This is a genomic window from Methylocystis rosea SV97 (genome assembly GCF_000372845.1).
Taxonomy (GTDB): Bacteria; Pseudomonadota; Alphaproteobacteria; order Rhizobiales; family Beijerinckiaceae; genus Methylocystis; species Methylocystis rosea.
In genome coordinates, this window is the sequence record NZ_KB889964.1 from 298,588 (window position 1) to 319,330 (window position 20,743).

Here is a 20,743-nt window from a genome sequence, read left to right on the forward strand (position 1 = left end):
TCTAGCAAGGAAAGCGGTTATGAGAACCGAGGAGTTCGCCCAGCGGCCAGCTGTGGCGCAGCTCCGTCAGCGGCTCGGCAAAATATTGATTGCTGCCCGAATAGGGATAGCCGAAATCGCAGCCGGACGTCTGGGTGACCCTAGACGACATGAACACAAGCTCTAGGGTCGCGACAAAAAAACGCTTCTTGTCGATGGCGATGCGCGTCCAGCTTGGATCGTCGCGCAAGATTTTGACTTCCGTCCCCGCCGGCGCGGTGGTGATCGCCGCATAATTCTCCTCTGGACCCGCGCGCAGCACCGCCGGATAGGCGAGCGTCAGCTTTATCGCCGCCGCCTGCTGAGCGCAGGAGAGCGCGCCGAAAAGAACAAAGGCAAATAGCGACCGACGCATGCCGACTTCCCTGGTTTTGATGTGCGCTCGCGCAATCCCCAGACGCAGCACCTAGCCTAAAAGATATTCCCGCCGGCTCCAAATGGCGCCGGCCAAACAAGCACGTGGGACAGCGGCATGGACGAATCGTCGGCGCAGCGAGAGGCGCGTGGCTCTCGACTCAGACGCGGCGCGCGGCCTATGCTTCATTCCAGCGGCGGCGCGGCCTTTCCGGCAAGTCCGCCGCTGGCTTACGGTGCGCTCATGCGGCGGATCGCGTTTTCTCTTGTCGCCGCCTTTGCGGCGTATTTTGCGCAGCCGTTGTGGCGCGCCACGCAGAATGCAATCGCCGAGACAAGAGCCAAACCAAGCTCGATCAGCTTTACGCCAAGCGAGTTGGCGGCGGACCGCGACGGCGCGAGTCTCATCGCCGTGCCAGCGCCAGGCCGCTATTCGATTCGTGCAAAAAGTCCCTCCGGCGCGCGCATCGAACTCGTTGACATGATCGCCGGCCCGCTTGATTCAAGCGGCGCGCCCGGCCTGCGCGACGGACGCATCGACGCGTTGCTCGATAAGGGCGTCTACAAGCTACGGGTTTTCGGCGTGAAAGGCGCGAGCGGCAAGGCCGCGCTCTCCGCGCAGGCGTTCGTCGAAGCCAGCCCGTCGAAGCCGACGCTCGCGCCAGGGCGCATCCAGAGCGGTGAACTCGGCGATCTGCAGCAACGCTCCTATTCCTTCGACGTCGGCGCAGAGGGTCGCGTGAGCCTTGAGGCGATCGGCCGGGCGCTCAGCGACTTGCGCGTCTGGCGTAGCGACGGCGAACTCGTCGATCTCGCCTTCGAGCAGGAGACGGTCGAAACAAAGCCGGGCCGCGCGATGAATCGACTGCGCGTTGAAGGCGCACTGGAGCCGGGCCGCTATGTCGTCACCGCCTATGGCGGCGAAAAGCTGGTCTGGGCGCAAGGCGACGCGGGGCAGCCCTTCTTGCTGCGCCTTGAAGAGCCGGCGCTGCTCGCGGCGGGCGTCGCCGAGGGCGTGATCGGCCCCTTCGGCGCCGAGCGTTTCGGCGCGCCGGCAAGCTATGACGCCTTTCGTCTCGACCTCGCGCAGACGACGCCGGCGCGGATTGAAGCGCGGCGCAATGAAGTCAAAGATATTGCGACGATCTCGAAGAACAGCCGCACGCCGTCCGCAAACGTAAGGCTCGCGTCCGACGGCAAGACAAACGCGCGTCTTGAAGTCTCCGGCTACGAGGGTCAGGCGTTCACGCTGCGTGGACTGCGTCAGTCGGACCGCGAAACATTCGAAGCGTCTGGACCGCATCTCGTCGGCGTTGATCTTGCTGGCGACGGCGGCGACGAAGCCCCTGCCACGGCGCTCTTTGCGCGGATCGAGAAGGACGGCAAGACGCGGGTGATCGCCTCGGACGCGCCGCGCATCGGCGCCGGAAAAGCGTGGCGGGGAAAGTTCAATCTCTTCGGGCCGACATCGATCCTCTTCGAGGCGACGCGCGATGGACTTGTCGCGATCGATGCGAAAGGCGTCAAGGTCGACGCTTCGATCGAACCGGCGCTTGGCGCGCTGCCGCCCCGCGCAGACGGCAAGGACTCCGCGCGCTACGATCTCCAGGCGGGCTATTATTTTCTCAAGCTCGAGCCGAAGGGCGATTCCGGCGGCGTGATCGACGTGACGCTCGGCCCGCCCGGACTCTCTGTATCTGCGCCTGCGGCGGCGCCTTCACGCTCCACGATTTCCTTCGCGACGCAGACTCTCGAAAGGGACAGCTCCTATCTCATCCTGACGAATGTCGCGCCGCAACTCTTAACCGGGCCGCGCGTCGTCGCGCTTCCCGTTGAGCTCGACAAGGCGCCATTGGCGCTCTGGCAGGACGCAGGTAAAGACATTGCGCTGCCGGCGCGGCTGCCCAAGACCGGCAAGGTGATTGCGCACGATGGGCATAACGCCGACGTCGTGCTGACCCTCACCGATCAAAGGGAAGAGAATGAGCAGCGTCTGGCGACAATAAAGATCGCGGCCTCCGAAAAACCGCGCGCGCTGGGCCTCATCTTCGTTGCCGAACCGACGCCGGCAAAGGTGGATGAAGCAGGCAAGCCCGCGTCCACCCCGCTTTCAGCCTCAGTCGCGCGTCCGGCCTTTTTCGATCTTGGCCGCGACGAAACGAAACGTCTGCGCTTCGACGTCGCGCAAGGCGGCCTTTACCGGGTCGAAACGCTCGGGCGCATGAAGACCGCGCTGCGCGTCGGCGCGAATGTCTCGCCGCGTCTTGGCGAAGGCGAAGCGAATGGGCCTGGCGACAACGCGCTGGTGACGGCCTTTCTGCGCGCCGGCGGCTATCGCGCGGCCGTAACAGCGAAGGAGTCTTCAGGCCATCTCGGCCTTGCCGTCTCGCCTGCGACGCTCGCGCCGACGGCGAAGCTTGTCGATGCAGGAATCGCGCGCTCGACGCTCGATTCCGGCAAGGGCGCCATCGTGCCGATCGAGATCACGCGCGAGGGCGAATACCGCATCGAGCTTCTCGGCCTGAAGCAGAAATGGCGCGCGAGATTGGAGGACGCCGACGGTTGGCCGCTCGCAGCGCCGGGCGAAATGCAGCGTTTGACGCGGCGGTTCGAGAAAGGCGCCTATCGGCTGGTCGTCATGCCGAGAGACGTCGAAGCGCGCATGGTTGCGCGACTGACGCCCATCATCGCCGCAAAGGCGCTCGAAGGCCATGGTCCGCATCCCCTGCCCTTCGGCAAAGAACAAAAACTGCAATGGCGCGAGCCGCAGGCGCGCGACGCGCCGCGTGCGCCCGACGTCTGGCGCTTCGCGCTCCATGGCGACGCGGAGATTGATCTTTCGATCGGCGAAGGCATGGCTGGCGAAATTTTCAAAGGCGAGAAGGAGAGCGTCGGCAAGGTTGCTGCGGGAAGGTCGTTCAAATCGAAGCTGTCGGCGGGCGACTATCGGGTTGAGGCGCGAAGCCTCGCCCATGACGATCGCCTCGACTACGAGATTTCACTCAATTCGAAGGAATTGCAGCCGGATGCGCCGCGTGCGGTCCAACCGCCGACGCACGTCGATTTTTCGCTGGCGAATGACAGCGTCGTCGACCTTGCGAGCTTCGGAGACATCGAAACAATCGGCGTGCTGAAAGACGGCGGGGGCGACGTGATCGAGCGCCTGCAGCCGCGCGCCGACGATTGGAATGTCGCGCTGTCGCGACGCCTGCCAGCGGGAAATTACCGGCTCGAACTCGAACGACTCGGCGCACAGCCAAGCGCCCCAGTGGAGACTGAAGAAGCGCCGAGCGAGGAAACCGAAGAAGTTTCCAATGAAGGAGAAGCCGCGGAAAGCGAGGACGCGCCTCTCAGCGGCGTCGAGCTTCGCCTGGCGCTGCCCATTGAGAAGAATGACGGCGCACTGGCGCTCTCGGGCGAGAAGACGCTGAACAGCGCCGGCGCGCATATCCTTTCTCTGCCGCCTGCTCCCTCGGCGAGTCTCGCGCTCATCGCGGCGCGTTCGGAAGCCGACGTCGCCATCTCAATCGAACGGCGCGACGCCGACGGCCAATGGCGCGCCATCGGGGTCGAGCGCGGACGCGCGCCCGCCGCCGCATGGCCTGCGGCCAACGACGCCGAAATGCGCGCGGTCGTGTGGGCGATCGGCGGCGAAGACGCGCCGATCACGCTCGCCGTCCGCGCAATCGAACGCCGCGCGCGCAAGCTTGGCGAAGTCGCCTTGGATCCGGTTGACGGCGTCGCGGGGGTCTGCGTCGCCAAGATCGCAACGCCCGACGCGGCCCTCGTAACCCTAGCGTCGAAGGACGACATCGCCGCCGGCTCGATGGCGGGGACATTGTTGCGCGCGGCGCGCTCCGGACCGCTCGCGCCGCAAGCGCAGGAACTATGGCTGATGAGCCGGGGCGATTGCGCGTCGCGAATCGACGTCGCCGCCTTCGATTGGAAGGGCGCCGAGATTTCGCTCGAGATCGGCGATGCCGAACGGGCGCATCTCGTTCCGCTCGCGCCAGCCGTCGGCAAGCTGCGGCTGTGGCTTGCGCGCTCCGCCTTCGCCCAGCCGGCGCTTGATGGCGGACGCGGCGTCGGCGTGGCGAAGGGCGCGGCGCTGGCGCTTGCCGGCGACTCGCCGCTGGCGCTTTGGAACGGTGAAGGCAGCGCGCCGATGCGCGTCGCGCTTGGCGCCATTGACGTCGACAACCGGCCAGCGATCAAAGGCGGCGCGTTGTTCGCTGGAATCGTCCCGCCGATGAGCGCCCAGCCTATCGACATGGATGAAGCCGCGGGGCCGCTCGCGCTCGACCTCGCGGGCGGACTCGCCGCCTTTGCGCAGCCGCGCGTCGTCTTTGGCGACAGCGCCGCCACGTCGCGCCTTCTGCACGGCGTCAAATCGCGCGTGCTTCTCGTCAACATGACGCAAACGCCGCTGCCGGCGCGCATCGCGCGCGAGCCGGGCGAGAACAAAAGGCTCGACGCAACGCGCGCATTTACGCGGTTCTTCCCGGCGGCCGGACAGATGTCGCTGCCGCTCGACGCTGAGAAAAATGACAGGCTAATCGTCAGCGGCGCGCAGGCGACCGTCATTGCGAACAGCGGTCGGATCACGCACGGCGAGAACATTACGCTCGACGGCGCCGGCGAAGCGATTATCGAACACGGCCCTGGCCTCGTCGCCTTTTGGATCGAGCGCGCCGGCGCATCGCCCTGGCCCGCGGCTTCGGCGCGCACGCTCAATCTTCCGCAGCGCGTGGCGCTGGAGGGCGCGGCGATGCGCTTTTCGATCAAGGGCGACAAACCTGCGCTGTTGAGAGCGACAAGCGCCGCGCCGGCGATCGTCGGTTTCACCCAGAACGGCAGGCGCGAGACGCACGCCTTCGCGAATGGCGTCGATCTTCATCGCTACATGAAGCCGGGCGAAGCGACGCTCGACATTTACGCGCCCTACGACGGCGCGCTCTCCGGCATGCTCGATATTTCGACGCAGCCCGTCATCGAGGCGCATGAAGGCGTGAACGACGCGGTGGCGATTTCGCCCGGCGCAAGCGCGCTCTTCAGCTTCGAGGTGAAGGAAGCGCGCGACATCGGCCTTGGCGTGCGCGCGGAGCCCGACCGCGTCAGCGCGCGGCTCATGGATGCGCAAGGCAAGGCGCTTGGCGAAGGCGTCGCGCAAACGATGACGCTTTCGCCGGGCCGCTATTTTATCGAGGCGCGCACGCCCGCCGAGGCGCCTGCGACGACGATCCGTGTCGCGATCGTCGGGCTGTCGCCGCCTGTGAACGCGCCGCCTGCGGAGATCGTCGCCGAGCTGCTCGACAAGGCCGGCATGAAGAAAAGCAAGGCGCAATGATTTCGAAAGGCGCGGCGATGAAAAAACTTCTGCTTCTCTCTCTTTGCGCGTTTCTTGGCGCGGCGGCGCCGCTGCGCGCCGAGGCCCCGCCCGTGTTCGACCGCGTGCAACGCGCCGATGGCGCGCGCGTCGCGCCGGATCGGTTTTTGCGCGCTTATGATCCGGTGACGGTCTTCTTCTCCAGCGACACGGGGCCGAAGGCCGGCGGAGCGGAAGACACGCCGCAAAAATTTGTGACGATGACCCCGCAGCCCGCCGGCGAATGGCGCTGGCTCGGTCCGCGCGCGCTGCAGTTTCGTCCCGCCGACGCCTGGAGACCGCTGTCGCGCGTCGACGTGAAGCTCGGCGCGGCGGAGACCAGACTCGTCGCGCTGCTGCCGACGCCGCGTTCCACCAATCCAGCCGAGGGCGCCGATCCGCAGCTCGAACTGACGCAGATCGCCCTCACATTCGCCGAGCCGGTCGACGTCGCCGCGCTGACGCGGCTGCTCACGATCGAAGTTCGTCCTTCGCCTGGCGTTTCGCCGCAAGGCGGACAAATGCTCAGCGCTTCGGCCTATGAGATCCGCGCGCTGGAGCGGGGCGAGCGCGCCGAGGAGCAGACCTACGTCATCCGTTTCCGTGAACGGATCGCCGACGGCCGCGTCGCCATCCTGCGGCTGCGGCTTTCCGACGAAGCCGGACTTGACGACCAGACCTATGAATTGCGGCTGCGCACCGCTCCGCCCTTCGCGGCGACTGAGGCGAGCTGCGGCCACGGCTGGAGCGACGACCGCGCCGAAAACGTGCTGCGCTGCGCATCCTATCTTACGACGCCCGAGAGCGGCGACGAAGAAGGCGACGCCGCCGCCATCCCCTATGCGCCGGCGAGCAAGCGGCAGCTCACGCTCTCCTTTAGTGCGACGCCCGAGACGATCGACATTCTGCGCGCGCGCGAGGCGCTGCGCATCACGCCGCCCGTCGACGATCTTGCCGTCGAAACAGACGGCAGGCGACTGCGCATGGTCGCGAAATTCCTGTCGGACCAGATTTACGAACTCTCCATCGCGCAAGGCGCGCTGAAAGACTCGCAAGGACGCGCGCTGGCGAGCGCCTTTTCGCAGCGCTTCGCCTTCACGCGCGACGCGCCGGCGCTGCAATGGGACGCGGGCTATGGCGTCGCCGAGCGCTTGGGCCCGCAACTTCTGCCGCTGCGCGGGCGCGGCTATGATCGCGCCGACATCCGCATCCACGCCGTCGATCCGCTGTCGCGGGATTTCTTTCCCTTCCCGGCGCATGGCGTCGAGACGAGCGATTCCGATGCGCCGCCTCTGCCGGGCAACGAGCCGAAATCCTGGAGCGAGACCGCCAACATCGAGGCGGAGGCGATCAAGCAGCGCATCAAATCGCTTGGATCTCCCGCGGTGTCGCGGCTGGTCGATCTTCCAATCCGCCGCAACGGCCCCGATGCGAAATTCGGCGTCGATCTCAAGGAGGATTTCGCCAAAGTCAGCGGCCGCGATCAGCCGGGGACTTATCTCGTCGGCCTGCGCGCGGTTGATGACGACAAGCGCCGCTGGCTGCGCGTGCAGATCACAGATCTCTCGCTGTCGGCCATCGAAGAGCCGACGCGGGTGCGTTTCGCGGTCACGTCGCTGTCGACGACGCAGCCCGTGAGCGGCGTGCAAATCCGCGTCGAAGGAATCAAGGACGAAAAATTCGTCACGCTCGCGAGCGGAACGACCGACGCTTCCGGCTTCCTTTCCTGGACGCCCGACAAGCGCGGCGCCGGCGAAGCGCGCCGCATCGTGGCTAACAAGGGGCTCGACACGCTCGTCATCGACCCCAACAGCGCGCCATCGGAATATTCGCGGGAAATATGGTCAAAGCCGGAATCGGAATGGCTCGCCTGGACGAGCGAGGCTGACCAGCCGCGCGCCGAAAAGCCGCGCACGCTCTGCCATCTCTTCTCGGAGCGGCCCATTTATCGGCCGGAAGAATTCGCGCACATCAAAGGCTTCGTGCGCAGCTACCGCGGCGGGGCGCTGAGCCTGACGAAGACCGGCGGAACGCTTGTCGTGACAGGGCCCGCCAATCAGGAATGGCGCATTCCGGTGAAGCTCGACTCCTCCGGCGGCTTCTATCACAAATTCGACGCGCAAACTCAGGCGACCGGCGACTATTCTGCGCGGTTCGAACCGGATGCGCCGAAAAAGACGAAGAAGCCGGAAGCGCAGAAGACCGAAACGGAGGAAGCCGCTGAGGGAGAGAGCGAAGCGACGGAGCCGGCTCAGGACATTTCCTGCGGCCAGTTCACCTTCAAGAAGGAAGCCTATCGCCTGCCGACGTTTGAGGTCGTGCTCAACGCGCCGCAGACCGTTGCGCTCGACGGGACTTTCGACGTCGATCTCCTCGCCCGCTATTTCGCGGGCGGACTTGCGGCGGAGCGCCCCGTCAAATGGCGAGCCGCGCAGTTCCCGCATGTCTTTACGCCGCCCGGCCGCGAAGGCTTTCTCTTTTCGACCGACGCGCGTTTCTCCGGCGAGGGCAAGTTTAAATCGACCGCGGTGCTCGAGCGCGATCAGCGCACCGACGCCGGCGGCGCCGCGCGCATGACCTTCGACACCGCGATCGAGCCGACCGCGCAGCCACGCCGCTACTCCATCGAAGCGACGGTGACGGGCGACGACGGCATCGAAGTGCGCAATGTGCAGAATGTCATCGCGCTGCCGCCCTTCGTGCTCGGCGTGAAGACGCCCCGCTATGTCGAGCGTCCCGGCGCGGTGACGCCGGAGCTCATCGCCATTGACGGCAAGGGGGACGCGGTCGTCGGTCTTGAGATGACGCTGCGGCTCATCAAGCGCAACTGGATTTCAACGCTGCAGGCCTCCGACTTCGCGCAGGGCGCGGCGAAATATGTCACGCAGACGCAGGACGACGTTCTGATCGAACGCAAGGTGACGAGCGCCAAGGAGGCGCAGAAGGTCGAATTGGCGACGCACGACGCCGGCGTCTATGTCGTGCAGCTCGAGGCCTATGACAGGCTCAAGCGCCGGCAGCAGGTGAGCGTCGACTTCTTCGTCGGCGGCGATACGCCTGTCACTTTCGCGCGGCCGCCCGCCGAATCCGCGACGATCACGACCGACAAGGACAAATATGCGCCGGGCGAGTCCGCGACGCTCATCATCCAGTCGCCGTTCCAGAACGCGCGCGCCCTCGCCATCGTCGAACAGCCGAACGGCGTCTACGACTATGAGTTCGTCGATATCAGCAATGGTTTCGGGCGCTATACGCTGCCGGTGAAAAAGGAGCAGACGCCGAAGCTCGCCGTGCATTTCCTGATCATGCGCGGGCGGCTGAAGGATGCGCCGCCGCAGCCGACGGCGAGCTTCGACCAGGGCAAGCCTGTCACCATCGCAGCGACGAAATGGATCGAGGTGACGCCGGTCAAGAACATCGTCAATGTGAAGCTCGACCATCCTACGAAGGCGCGCCCGGGCGACGCGGTCGAGGTCGCCCTGCGGCTTTCCGACGACGCGGGCAAGCCGCTCGCCGGCGAAGCGACCTTCTGGATGGTCGATCAGGCGGTGCTGTCGCTTGCAAAGGAACGCCCGCTCGATCCGCTGCCCGACTTCATCGTCGAGCGCGAAACCAAAATGGCGGCGCGCGACACGCGCAACATGGCTTTCGGCGTCATTCCGCTCGAAGAGATCGCCGGCGGCGACGGCGACGAGCTGCAGGAATGGGGCGCCGAGAACAATATCTCCGTGCGCAAGAATTTCACGCCTGTGCCGATCTATCTGCCGAGCGTGAAGATCGGCCCCGATGGCGTCGTCAAAATCAAGGTGCAGCTTCCCGATACGCTGACCGTGTTCAAGCTGCGCGCCAAGGCGGTGAGCGGGCCAGATCGTTTCGGCGCGGCGGGCGGCGAGATGCTGATCCGTCAGGCGCTCGTTGCGCAGCCGGCGCTGCCGCGATTCATCCGGCCGGGCGACTCCTTCGACATCGGCCTCGTCGCGCGCGTCGTCGAAGGACCCGGCGGCGCCGGCAAGGCGTCGATCGCGGCGCCCGCGCTGACGCTCACGGGCGAGACCAGCCGCAAAATCGAATGGGCGCCGAACAGACCAGTGCGCGTCGATCTGCGCGCTGCGGCTCCGGCGCAACTCGCCGGCGCCGCGACGCTCGGCTTCCGTATCGAGCGTGACGCCGACCGCGCGAAAGACGCGGTCGAAATTGCCCTGCCGGTGAAGCAGGATCGCGAAGCGACGCGCCGCTTCGAATTGGTCGAGATCGCGCCCGGCGAAACCAAGACGATTGCTCCCACTGGCGAGCAGGCGCGGCCGGGCAGCTTCTCGCGCGAGACGATCGTCGCCGCCGATCCGTCGATCGTGAAGCTCGTCGCCGGGTTGAACGCGCTTGTCGAATATCCCTATGGCTGCACCGAGCAACGCCTGTCGCTCGCGCGCGGCGGTCTGGCGCTGAAAAGCTTCGGGCCAATTCTCGCGGCGGCGGGGCTCGAGGTTCGCGTCTCCGCCAATGTGAAATCGACGGCGCAAATCATCGACCAGTCGATCGACGCGGACGGGCTCGTCGCCTTCTGGCCGCGGGCGCGCGGCAATGTCTCGCTGACCGCCTGGTCTTATGACTTCCTTGCGCGGGCGGAACGCGCCGGAGAGCCGATCGACAAGACGCTACTGGATCGTCTCGCCAATATCCTGAAATTGTCACTGCGCTCCGACTATCCGCGACTGCTTTCGGGCGATGAGTTGCGCGAGCGCGTCGAGGCGCTTTCGGCGCTCGCTGAAGGCGGCAAGCTCGACGACTCTTATGTCGCGGAATTTTCGCGGCGCGCCGACTTCCTGCCCAATCTCAGCGTCGCGCAGATGGCCGCCGCCGCCGCGCTTCTGCCCAATGTCGATCAGCGCGCGCTCGCGTCGCTGATCGACACGATGTGGAGCCGCGTGAAATTCGCCAGCCGCAATGGCCTGCAGGTCTATGCGGGACAGGCGTCGGAAAGCGCTTCGCCGATCATTCTGCCTTCCGAGACTCGTAGCCTCGCCGAAATGGTGCGCGCTGCGGCGCTCACCGCCTCAGGCGATCCGCGCGCCAATGCGCTGCGCGACGCTCTGTTGCGGCTTGGCGAAGGCGACGGCTGGGGAACGACCAACGCCGACGCCGCCGCCATCGAAGCGCTCGCCGAGGGGTGGCGGCGGCCGACCGCAGCGATCGGCGTGACCTTCAACGATGGCGGACAGGATCGCGCGCTGACGCTCGACGCCAATACGCCGGTCGTGCGCCATGTCTCCAGCAGCGACGCGCCGCTGAAGATCGCCAACGGCTCCAACGCGCCGCTCGTCGCGATGATCGAGACAAGCTACATGCCGGCGGAGCCGGGCGCCAAGGCTCAGGCGACGAGCGACGGCTTTACGATCACGCGGCAGGGCTGGCGCATCGAAAGCGGCAAGGCGCCGGAAAAGATCGAAGCTCGCGATAGCGTTTTGCAGGTGAAGCAGGGCGACCTCATCGAAGAGACGGCGGAAGTGGTCAATCCCGAAGATCGCACCCATATCGCGATCTCGATCCCGCTCGCGGCGGGCTTCGAGCCGCTCAATCCCAATCTCGCCACGGCGCCTGCTGAAGCGCAGCCCTCAATTGCGCCGTCGCTGCCGCCGACATGGGTCGCCTTCGGCGATGACCGGGTGTTCTACGCCTATGATTCGCTGCCGAAGGGAGCCTACCGCTTCGCCTTCCGCCTCCGCGCACAGACGGCGGGCGCCTATACGCAGCCGCCAGCGATTGTCGAGGCGATGTACAAGAAGGGCCTTCGGGCGACGAGCGCCGGCGCGCGGCTGGAGATTGGGAAGTAATGAAAGTTAGCGACGTCACGCCGACGCGCGCCTTCTCCCGCTTGCGGGAGAAGGTGTCATGCGAAGCATGACGGATGAGGGTCGCTGGGTTCGCCCTCACCCGACCCCGCTTCGCGGGGCCACCCTCTCCCGCAAGCGGGAGAGGGTTCGCGAACTGCATCTTTCTTGCTCTCATCGCGACATTCATTGCAACCGCCGCCTGGCTCTCGCGCGAGGCGTTGTCACGCGCCGAGCTTGTCGCGCCGCGCGCCAGCGCCATCGTCTATGACCGCAACGGCGCCTTTCTCACGCAGATCGGCGAGAAGACTCGCGATCCTGCGACGAACACGACGCACGTCAACTATGGCTACTGGCCGCTTGCATCCATTCCGCAGCGCGTGGCGCGCGCGACGCTCGCTCTCGAAGATCGCCGCTTTTACGATCATCCCGGCGTTGACGTCCGCGCACTGCTGCGCGCCGCATGGCGCAATCTGACCTCACGCGGCAGACGCGAAGGCGCCTCGACGATCGCCATGCAGGTTGCGCGGATGCAAACGGAGAGGCCGCGCAGCTTCGCCGAAAAGCTGATGCAGGCGGGAACAGCGCTCGCCATCGTCGCGCGCCACGGACGCGACGCGACGCTCGCGCATTATCTGCGCCTTGCGCCCTATGGGCTGAACGGACATGGCGTCGCCTACGCCGCGCGTTTTTATTTCGACAAGCCGGTCGAAGACCTCTCCTGGGCGCAGGCGGCGCTGCTCGCCGCCATTCCGCAATCGCCAGGACGGATGAACATCACACGCGAGAGCGGTCTTAAATTGGCGACGGCGCGCGCGCGATATGCTGTCGCGCGGCTCGAAGACGAAGGCGCGCTCGACGCCGCGCAGGCGGCGCTGGCGCGCGCCGAACTCGATCATATGCGCCCGCTCGACGCCAAGCGGCGTCCCGAAACTCTGCATCTGGCGCTGCGCTACGAAGCGCTCGCGCATGAAGGCTTGGCGCGGCCGGCGGCGGAAGGCGACCGACGCATCAATGCGACGATCGATTTGGCCATCGAACGAGACGTGCTGCATCTCGCGCGCCGCTATCTATCGAATTTCCGCCGCCGCGGCGCGCGGCAGGTCGCGGTGATGGTCGTCGAGCGCGGAACCAACGCCGTCATCGCCGACGTCGGCTCCTCCGACTACAACGACCCGCAGGCCGGGGCCTTCGATTTCACCCGCGTGCGGCGTTCTCCCGGCTCGACATTGAAGCCCTTCATCTATGCGCTGGCGTTCGAGCGCGGCGTTCTCAAGACAACGGATCTTTTGAACGATATTCCCGAAGGGGCCTCGGGCGTATCGAACGCCGACGGGCTCTATCTTGGACCGCTCACGCCACGTCAGGCGCTCGCCAATTCCCGCAATGTGCCGGCGACCAATCTGCTGCGGCGCGTGGGCCTTGAGGCGAATTTCAATTTCCTTCGCGACCTCGGCCTGCACGATCTCGAAACGCCGGCGGAGAGTTTCGGGATCTCCATGGCGATCGGCGCGCTGCCGACCCGGCTCGAAGATGTGATGCGCGCCTATGCCGCCCTCGCCGACGATGGGATCATGCGCGACCTTGCGTTCACGCGCGACGAATCGCGACGACCGGCGCGGCGCGTCTTGTCGGTCGACAGCGCACGGCTGATCGCCTCGATGCTTTCTGATCCGCAGGCGCGGCTTCCGTCCTTTCCGCGCTACGGGCCGCTCGAATATCCGTTCGCGGTCGCCGTGAAGACCGGCACGTCGCAAGCCTATCGCGACGCCTGGACGATGGCCTTTTCGCATAAATTCATCGTCGGCGTATGGATCGGGCGCGGCGACGCCGGCGCGATGCGCGCGATGACGGGCGTGTCATCGGCGGCGCGGCTCGCCCATGGCGTGCTGGCGAAGCTGCAAGACGCCAAGCCCGGAGACATCGCGCCGGAAACTTTTGCGCCGCCGCCGGGACGAATCGCCATCGACCTCTGTCGCGCTGGCGATGGCGCCGACTGCGCGCAAACGCTGCGCGAATGGGTGAAGCCGGAAGACGCCGATTGGAGCCAGACGCAAGATCCGCGTCCTCATCCTGAGGAGCCGCGAAGCGGCGTCTCGAAGGATGTTCCGGAAACAGCGCTCTGCGCGCCGCCAGCCTTCGAGACGCGCCTTTCAGGCGCTCCTCAGCGTGAGGAAGCGGATCATATGTGCAACTCTCGAGCGATGAGCGTCGCGCCGCTCGTCATCACGACGCCGGAACACAACACGCATATCTGGCGAAACCCGGAGCAGCCCGAGCGCTTCAACCGACTCGCCTTGAAGCTCGCGCCGTCAGCCGCAGATTCGCAGATCGTTTGGACGATCGACGGCGAACCTTTCGCCACGGCGCAAGCGAACGAGACCGTGTTCTGGCCGATGACGCCCGGCGCGCACCGCATTCAGGCGCGGCTCGCGCTCGCCCCTGTCACGTCGCGCGCAGTGAGGGTTGTGATCGAGTGAGGGGTGTTTATCATCTCTGTCAATCTCGAAAGGCTGAAGGCCTGATCGGGATCTAGGGGAGCGTCATCATCACAGTACGGTTTTACTGATTCGTGATCGCGCGTCGGAAATGACAGAACCCAAAAATGATCGCTCACCCCGCCGCGGTGATGCGCTCGATTTCCGCGCCGCAGCCGCGCAGCTTCTTCTCCAGGCGCTCAAAACCGCGATCGAGATGATAGACGCGATTAATCGTCGTCTCGCCGCGCGCGGCGAGCGCCGCAATGACGAGCGAGACGGAAGCGCGCAGATCTGTCGCCATGACCGGCGCGCCATCGAGGTGATCGGCTCCCGTCACGATCGCCGTGTCCCCTTCAAGCTTGATTTGAGCGCCGAGCCGCGCGAGCTCCTGCACATGCATGAAGCGGTTCTCGAAAATCGTTTCGGTGATGCGCGAAACGCCCTTGGCGCGCGTCATCAGCGCCATGAACTGCGCCTGCAGATCGGTCGGGAAGGCCGGGAAGGGCGCCGTCGTGACATCGACCGGCGAAATGCCGGCGCCGTTACGCGTCACCCGCAGTCCTTCATTCGTCTCGGTGATGCTGGCGCCGGCCTGCACGAGGGCGTCGAGCCCTGCCTGCAGAAGATCGGCGCGCGCGCCGGCGAGCAGAACGTCGCCCCCCGTCATCGCCACCGCCATGGCGTAGGTGCCCGCCTCGATGCGGTCGGGCATGACGGCGTGTCTTGCCCCGAAAAGCGAACCCACGCCCTCGATCTCGATCGTCGACTGGCCGGCGCCCTTGATGCGCGCGCCCATTTTTATGAGACAGTCGGCAAGATCGACGACTTCGGGTTCGCGCGCGGCGTTGCGCAGCACGGTGGTCCCGCGCGCGAGCGACGCCGCCATCAGCGCGGTATGCGTGCCGCCGACCGTGACTTTAGGAAAGTCGATCTCGGCGCCGACAAGGCCGTTCTTCGCCGAGGCGACGACGTAACCATTTTCGATGTCGAGTTTGGCGCCGAGCTTTTCCAGCGCCATGAGCAGCAGATCGACCGGCCGCGTGCCGATCGCGCAGCCGCCCGGCAGCGATACGCGCGCCTCGCCGCAACGCGCGACAAGCGGCGCGAGCACCCAGAAGCTGGCGCGCATGCGCGAGACGAGATCATAGGGCGCGGTGGTGTCGACGATTTCACGCGCGGTGAGATGGACGGTTCGGCCGGCGTCGACGGACTCGCCGGTGCGCTTGCCGGCGATGGCGTAATCCACGCCATGATTGCCGAGAATGCGCTCGAGAAGCATCACATCCGCGAGGAGCGGCATGTTGGCGAGCGTCACGGTTTCGCGCGTCAGGAGCGATGCGATCATCAACGGCAAGGCGGCGTTCTTCGCGCCGGAAATCGGGATCACGCCATTGAGCCTGGTCCCGCCGACGATCTTGATCTTATCCATCACCCCTCGCTGTCGGTTTTCGAGTCCTCGCCGTGTTTCGCTGGCGCCTGGTCCCGCAGCGCGCGCTCGCGCGCCTTGCGACGGGCAAGATTGGCGCGCAAGGCGGCGGCAAGCGCCGCCTTCTTCTTCGGCTCGCTGTTAGACTTCGGGCTAAAATCCGCCCCTTTTGGGGCGCCCCTCCTGCCCTGCTCGTCGTTCTCTGTCATCGCGGTCGACCGCCCCTCGTGCAAAACTCCTGCGATTCTAGGGCCCTACCCGATTAAATCATCGCCCGCACGGCGAGCGTGGCGTTGATGCCGCCAAAGGCGAAAGAATTCGAGAGCGCGACGCGAATCGGCATTTGCCGCGCGACATTGGGAATGGCGTCGACCGCGCATTTGGGGTCAGGCTCAAGAAAATTGATCGTCGGCGGGGCGATTTGATCGCGCAGCGCGGAAATCGTCACGACGAGCTCCAGCCCGCCGCTTGCGCCGAGCGCATGGCCATGCACGGGTTTCGTTGACGAAACCGGCGGCGGCGCGTCGCCAAAGACGGCGCGCATCGCCAGGGACTCGGTGATGTCATTGGCGTAGGTCGCGGTGCCATGGGCGTTGAGATAGTCGACGTCGCCGGGCTCCAGTCCGGCGCTGTCGAGCGCAAGCCGCATGCAGCGCGACGGGCCTTCGACATCGGCGCGCAGCGGATCGAAAGCGTCGCTTGTCGTGCCATAGCCGGCGAGTTCGCAGAGCGGCGTCGCGCCGCGCGCCAGCGCGCCTTCCAGCGTCTCCAGGATGAAGACAGCGGCGCCTTCGCCAAGCGTCATGCCGTTGCGCTTTGACGAAAACGGGCGGCAGAGATCCGGGGTGAGAACGCGCAGCGCCTCCCACGAACGAATCGAACCGTTGATCACGCAGGCTTCGGCGCCGCCCGCGATCGCGCGATCGGCGCGGCCGGCGCGCAGCATTTCAAAGGCTTCGCCGATGGCCTGCGCCGCCGAGGAACAGGCGGAGGCGAGCGCGAAGGTCGGTCCCTTGGCGCCGTAGCGCATGCCGAGAGTCGTCGGCGCGGCGCTCGGTATCAGGCGCGGCACGGTCAACGTATCGGGACGGCCGTCGAGCTTATATTCGAGATAGGCGTTATTATCGATGGTCGTGGCGCCGCCGATGCCGGTGCCGATGATGACCGCCGTGCGCGGCCCGCCGACCGCCTTGCGCTCAAACCCGGCTTGCGCCAGCGCTTCATCTGCGGCGACAATGGAAAATTGGGTGAAGGGATCGCAGTAGGGGAGTAGTTCGGCTTCGAGAAAGGCGGCGGGATCGAAATCCGGGACCTGCGCGGCGATCTTGATTCGCCCCACATAGGGGCGCTCCGATTTCAGCGGGCGCACGCAAGACACGCCGTCGCGCGCCGCGCGCCACAGCGGCGTCGCGCCAATGCCGGCGGCCGACACCGCGCCCATTCCGGTAATGACGATTCTACGCGCGGCGCCCTGTTGCGGCATCAATGTTCAATCCTTTGCTTGATTTCAACCGCGCGCGGCGACGCGCCGATCTTAAGAATCGTTTGAAGGTTTAATGAGGCGCGCGCCGGCGTCAAACGGCGGACCGCGCCGCAGACAAGAGCCGCCGTTCGCCCAAGACGCTCACAAGCCACTGTCTTTTCTGGATGTACGCTCTAATCAAGCAACTTCTTCAGCTCGGCGCGCAGGCCCTCCGCGACGTCCGGCCGCGCCAGCCCAAAAGCCACATTGGCCGCCAGAAACCCGAGCTTTGAGCCCGTGTCATAGGTGCGTCCGTCGAAGCGTACGGCGTGGAAGGGCCGTGTCTTCGCAAGATGGATCATGGCGTCGGTGAGCTGAATTTCGCCGCCAGCGCCTTTTTCATGCTTTTCGAGCAACCCGAAAATTTCCGGCTCCAGAATATAGCGACCGGAAATGATGAAATTACTGGGCGCGGTTCCCTGCGGCGGCTTCTCGACCATGCCGGTGATTTCGAAGGTCGAACCATAATCCTTGCCGCGCGCGACGATGCCGTATTGATGCGTCTCTTCCGGCTTCACTTCCTCCACCGCGATGATATTGCCGCCGTGTTTTTCGTAGGCCGCGACCGCCTCGGCGAGACAGCGCGCGTTCTGGCCCCGCGCCGGAAGCGTGATCATGTCGGGCAGCAGCACCGCGAAGGGCTCGTCGCCGATGATGTCGCGCGCGCACCATACGGCGTGGCCGAGGCCAAGCGGCGCCTGCTGACGGGTGAAGCTTGTCGCCCCGGCGGCCGGCAGGTCCGACATCAGGGCTTCATATTCCTTGGACTTGTTGCGGCGGCGCAGCGTGTCCTCAAGCTCATAGGCCATGTCGAAGTGATCTTCGATGGCCCCCTTGCCGCGCCCGGTGACGAAAATGAAATGCTCTATTCCGGCTTCTCGCGCTTCGTCCACGACGTGCTGCACGACCGGGCGGTCGACGACGGTCAGCATCTCCTTCGGCACGGCCTTGGTGGCGGGCAGAAAGCGCGTGCCGAGGCCGGCGACGGGGAAAACAGCCTTGCGAATGCGTTTGCTCATGGAGAAGCCCGTTGAGAGGTGAGACGGCGAAGGGGTGATAGCGGCGAATCGCTCCGGAGGCGACTCGCCCAGGTCGACCGAAGGCGGCTTGAAACTCGGCCGTTTAGCACGATTTGGCTGGATCGTAGAGTTCGCGACGCGAACGGCGCAAAAGACATGAGGCGTCAGGACCGCGGCGTGAACATCTGTCGAAGATACGAGAGGAAGGTTGCGGCATGACGGTTCTGGTTACGGGCGGCGCCGGCTATATCGGCAGTCATACGGTTCTCGAACTGCTCGACGCCGGCGAAGGTCCGCCCGTCGTGCTCGACGATCTATCCACCGGTTTTCGCTGGTCGGTTCCGGAGGGGACGCCGCTCGTCGTCGGCGATTTCGGCGACGCGGATCTCGTCGCGGATCTGATCGAGCGCCACGGCGTCGATGAGATCATTCACTTCGCCGCAAAGATCGTCGTTCCCGACTCCGTCGCCGATCCCCTCGGCTATTATCTCAACAATACGGCGAAAGCGCGCACCCTGCTCGCGACGGCGGTGGCGCGTCGCGTCAAACGCTTCATTTTTTCTTCGACCGCCGCCGTCTACGGCGACCCGCTGCAAAATCCGGTCAGCGAGGACGAGCCGTTGAAGCCGGTTTCGCCCTATGGGCGATCGAAGCTCATGGTCGAGTGGATGCTGGAGGATACGGCGCGCGCGCACGGCCTTGCCTATGTCGCCCTGCGCTATTTCAATGTCGCCGGCGCGGATCCGAAGGGGCGTTCGGGGCAATCGACGCCCGAGGCCACGCATCTCATCAAGGTCGCCGTGCAGACGGCGCTCGGCCTGCGCCCGAAGCTGCAGGTTTTCGGCGATGATTACCCGACGCCGGACGGCACATGCGTGCGCGATTATATCCAGGTCACCGACCTCTCGCGCGCCCATCTCGACGCCTTGCGTTATCTGCGCGACGGCGGCGCCAATCTCACCGCCAATTGCGGCTATGAGCGCGGCTTTTCCGTTCTCGAAGTGATCGAATCGGTGAAGCGGGTTTCCGGCGTTGATTTCGACGTCGAGATGGCGCCGCGACGGCCGGGCGACCCCGCGGCGATCGTCGCGGCAAACGAAAGAATTCGCCGGACGCTCGGTTGGACGCCGCAGCATGACAACCTCGACGAGATCGTTCGCCAGGCGCTGGAGTGGGAAAAGCGTCTGATCGCGCGCGGCGACTGATGCAGCGCCGTAATCGTCCGCCCAACACTTAAGCGGTTTGTGAAGTTTTTGTTGCCGCTGACGCCGCGCAATGATACTTAAGCAGATGCCTAAGCGTTCCGAGAGCCTCGATCGCATGTTCTCGGCGCTCGCCGATCCGACGCGGCGGGCCATGGTCGAGCGCCTTGCGCGCGGGCCGGCGAATGTCAGCGACTTGGCCAGGCCGCTCAACATGTCGCTGCCTGCGGTCATGCAGCATTTGCAAACTCTGGAGCGGAGCGGGCTTGTGACGAGCCGTAAGGTCGGGCGCGTGCGCACTTGCCGCATCCAGCCAAAAAGATTCGACGCCGCGCAGGCGTGGCTCGCGCGGCAACGCGCGCATTGGGAGGCGCGCTTCGATCGTTTGGATGCGTTCCTGGAAAAAAGCGAGGATTAGGGATGGGCGATCAAAAACTGGACCTTGAAATTTCCCGCTTCGTGGCCGCCCCCCGCGCGCGCGTCTGGAAGGCTTGGACCGACCCGGCGCTCTTGAAGGAATGGTGGTGCCCGCGACCCTGGACGACGGAGGTCCGCGCCTTCGATTTATGTCCCGGCGGCGCCTTTCACACGTTCATGAGCGGTCCGGATGGCGGAGAAAGCGACAATCCCGGCTGCTTTCTCGACATTACGCCGCAGGAACGCATCGTCTTCACCTCGATGCTGGTCGGCGGCTGGCGTCCCGCCTCGCCCTGGCTCGCGTTCACCGCGATCCTGACCATGGCGGACGAGGGCGCCGGCACGCGCTACGTCGCCCGCGTCATGCACAAGGACGACGCCGAACGCCGACGCCATGAAGAGCTGGGATTCTACGACGGCTGGGGCGCTTGCATCGCGCAGCTCGAAGAAGTGGCGCGGAATATTTCCTGAGGAGCACGCCCGCAGGCGCCGACGAGCCCATAACGCAATTTTTCAAAAACGCGCTCTATGCTAGAGAGAGGCGACGCGGTCCCGTAGCTCAGCAGGATAGAGCAGCGGTTTCCTAAACCGAAGGTCAGGGGTTCGAATCCCTTCGGGACCGCCAATAATATCAAGACTTATAAATATCAATGTTCTAGGTTTGAAAAATTCCTCAGCTAGGTTTGACAGTTTTTGTTCGGCGCTTGTTCAGCTCTTCGTCGAACTTGGCAACCACGCCTCGCATCTTGGGTCGAAGGTCTGCGCCGCGTGCATAATGCCGCGCCATTTCAATCGTGCGCTGGCCAAGCGCGTCCGCGATCGTGCGCTCGTTGATGGCGTCGGCTGACAGGCTTTACCGACTGCTCAAAAAAGAGTTTTTGTCGACGTGAGTGGCCTATCCTGTGTGAATCCTTGAGCAGAGAAATAGCGCACGGGTGCGAACGTACGGCTGCGGCTGCTTCCGTGCACACCGAGTCGTCGGCCGCCTGCAGGGGATAGGCGGCCCGGACAACGAAATCATTGCGATGCCGACATTTCAGCCGTTTCCAAAAGCTGGACGCCTCCAAAAACCTCTGGCCAAATCGGCGTTGAGT

General features: G+C 65.2%; 11 protein-coding genes and 1 tRNA gene. 7 read left to right on the forward strand and 5 right to left on the reverse strand.

Annotation, left to right across the window (positions count from 1 at the left end; translation table 11 throughout):
* Position 1 precedes the first annotated feature (1 nt).
* Positions 2–394, reverse strand: a complete 393-nt coding sequence (locus tag A3OO_RS0120490; RefSeq protein WP_051080429.1) for an SH3 domain-containing protein — start codon at positions 392–394, stop codon at positions 2–4.
* Between the two features lie 180 nt (positions 395–574).
* Between A3OO_RS0120490 and A3OO_RS0120495 the strand changes: the two genes are divergently transcribed.
* From A3OO_RS0120495 to A3OO_RS0120505, 3 genes are all read left to right on the forward strand, one after another.
* Positions 575–5,740, forward strand: a complete 5,166-nt coding sequence (locus A3OO_RS0120495) for a hypothetical protein (RefSeq protein ID WP_156824983.1) — start codon at positions 575–577, stop codon at positions 5,738–5,740.
* Complete coding sequence (locus A3OO_RS0120500; RefSeq protein WP_018409718.1) at positions 5,737–11,586, forward strand: alpha-2-macroglobulin family protein; 5,850 nt, start codon at positions 5,737–5,739, stop codon at positions 11,584–11,586. The genes A3OO_RS0120495 and A3OO_RS0120500 overlap by 4 nt, the downstream gene beginning before the upstream one ends.
* A 218-nt stretch (positions 11,587–11,804) precedes the next feature.
* Positions 11,805–14,063, forward strand: coding sequence for a transglycosylase domain-containing protein (locus A3OO_RS0120505; RefSeq protein ID WP_342446772.1), 2,259 nt, complete (start codon positions 11,805–11,807; stop codon positions 14,061–14,063).
* A gap of 133 nt (positions 14,064–14,196) precedes the next feature.
* Here A3OO_RS0120505 and murA read toward each other — a convergent pair whose 3' ends face one another.
* The 4 genes from murA to galU all read right to left on the reverse strand — a co-directional run bounded on the left by murA (position 14,197) and on the right by galU (position 18,030).
* Positions 14,197–15,492, reverse strand: a complete 1,296-nt coding sequence (gene murA / locus A3OO_RS0120510) for a UDP-N-acetylglucosamine 1-carboxyvinyltransferase (RefSeq protein ID WP_018409720.1) — start codon at positions 15,490–15,492, stop codon at positions 14,197–14,199.
* Positions 15,492–15,698 (reverse strand): hypothetical protein, encoded by a 207-nt coding sequence (locus tag A3OO_RS0120515; protein WP_018409721.1) that lies wholly within the window; start codon positions 15,696–15,698, stop codon positions 15,492–15,494. The genes murA and A3OO_RS0120515 overlap by 1 nt, the downstream gene beginning before the upstream one ends.
* 53 nt (positions 15,699–15,751) lie before the next feature.
* On the reverse strand, positions 15,752–16,972 hold the full coding sequence (locus A3OO_RS0120520; RefSeq protein ID WP_018409722.1) for a beta-ketoacyl-[acyl-carrier-protein] synthase family protein: 1,221 nt from the start codon (positions 16,970–16,972) through the stop codon (positions 15,752–15,754).
* Positions 16,973–17,145: 173 nt separating this feature from the next.
* On the reverse strand, positions 17,146–18,030 hold the full coding sequence (galU, locus tag A3OO_RS0120530; protein WP_018409724.1) for a UTP--glucose-1-phosphate uridylyltransferase GalU: 885 nt from the start codon (positions 18,028–18,030) through the stop codon (positions 17,146–17,148).
* A gap of 215 nt (positions 18,031–18,245) precedes the next feature.
* On the opposite strand from galU, the gene galE reads away from it, so the two are divergent.
* The 4 genes from galE (at position 18,246) to A3OO_RS0120550 (ending at position 20,274) form a co-directional block, all read left to right on the forward strand.
* The gene (gene galE / locus A3OO_RS0120535; RefSeq protein WP_018409725.1) at positions 18,246–19,235 is read left to right on the forward strand and encodes a UDP-glucose 4-epimerase GalE; all 990 of its coding nucleotides are present in this window, start codon (positions 18,246–18,248) and stop codon (positions 19,233–19,235) included.
* A gap of 85 nt (positions 19,236–19,320) precedes the next feature.
* Entirely contained in the window at positions 19,321–19,650 is a 330-nt protein-coding gene (locus A3OO_RS0120540; RefSeq protein WP_018409726.1) for an ArsR/SmtB family transcription factor, read from the forward strand.
* Positions 19,651–19,652: 2 nt separating this feature from the next.
* Entirely contained in the window at positions 19,653–20,120 is a 468-nt protein-coding gene (locus A3OO_RS0120545; RefSeq protein WP_018409727.1) for an SRPBCC family protein, read from the forward strand.
* A 77-nt stretch (positions 20,121–20,197) separates the two neighbouring features.
* Positions 20,198–20,274 (forward strand) — tRNA-Arg (locus tag A3OO_RS0120550).
* Positions 20,275–20,743: the final 469 nt, after the last annotated feature.

What these genes read in the sequence shown, in the direction of transcription:
- A3OO_RS0120545 (WP_018409727.1), top strand. Translation starts at nt 19,653, where the DNA reads ATGGGCGATCAAAAACTGGACCTTGAAATTTCCCGCTTCGTGGCCGCC.
- A3OO_RS0120490 (WP_051080429.1), bottom strand. Translation starts at nt 394, where the DNA reads ATGCGTCGGTCGCTATTTGCCTTTGTTCTTTTCGGCGCGCTCTCCTGC.
- murA (WP_018409720.1), bottom strand. Translation starts at nt 15,492, where the DNA reads ATGGATAAGATCAAGATCGTCGGCGGGACCAGGCTCAATGGCGTGATC.
- A3OO_RS0120520 (WP_018409722.1), bottom strand. Translation starts at nt 16,972, where the DNA reads ATGCCGCAACAGGGCGCCGCGCGTAGAATCGTCATTACCGGAATGGGC.
- A3OO_RS0120495 (WP_156824983.1), top strand. Translation starts at nt 575, where the DNA reads ATGCTTCATTCCAGCGGCGGCGCGGCCTTTCCGGCAAGTCCGCCGCTG.
- A3OO_RS0120515 (WP_018409721.1), bottom strand. Translation starts at nt 15,698, where the DNA reads ATGACAGAGAACGACGAGCAGGGCAGGAGGGGCGCCCCAAAAGGGGCG.
- galE (WP_018409725.1), top strand. Translation starts at nt 18,246, where the DNA reads ATGACGGTTCTGGTTACGGGCGGCGCCGGCTATATCGGCAGTCATACG.
- A3OO_RS0120540 (WP_018409726.1), top strand. Translation starts at nt 19,321, where the DNA reads ATGCCTAAGCGTTCCGAGAGCCTCGATCGCATGTTCTCGGCGCTCGCC.
- galU (WP_018409724.1), bottom strand. Translation starts at nt 18,030, where the DNA reads ATGAGCAAACGCATTCGCAAGGCTGTTTTCCCCGTCGCCGGCCTCGGC.
- A3OO_RS0120500 (WP_018409718.1), top strand. Translation starts at nt 5,737, where the DNA reads ATGATTTCGAAAGGCGCGGCGATGAAAAAACTTCTGCTTCTCTCTCTT.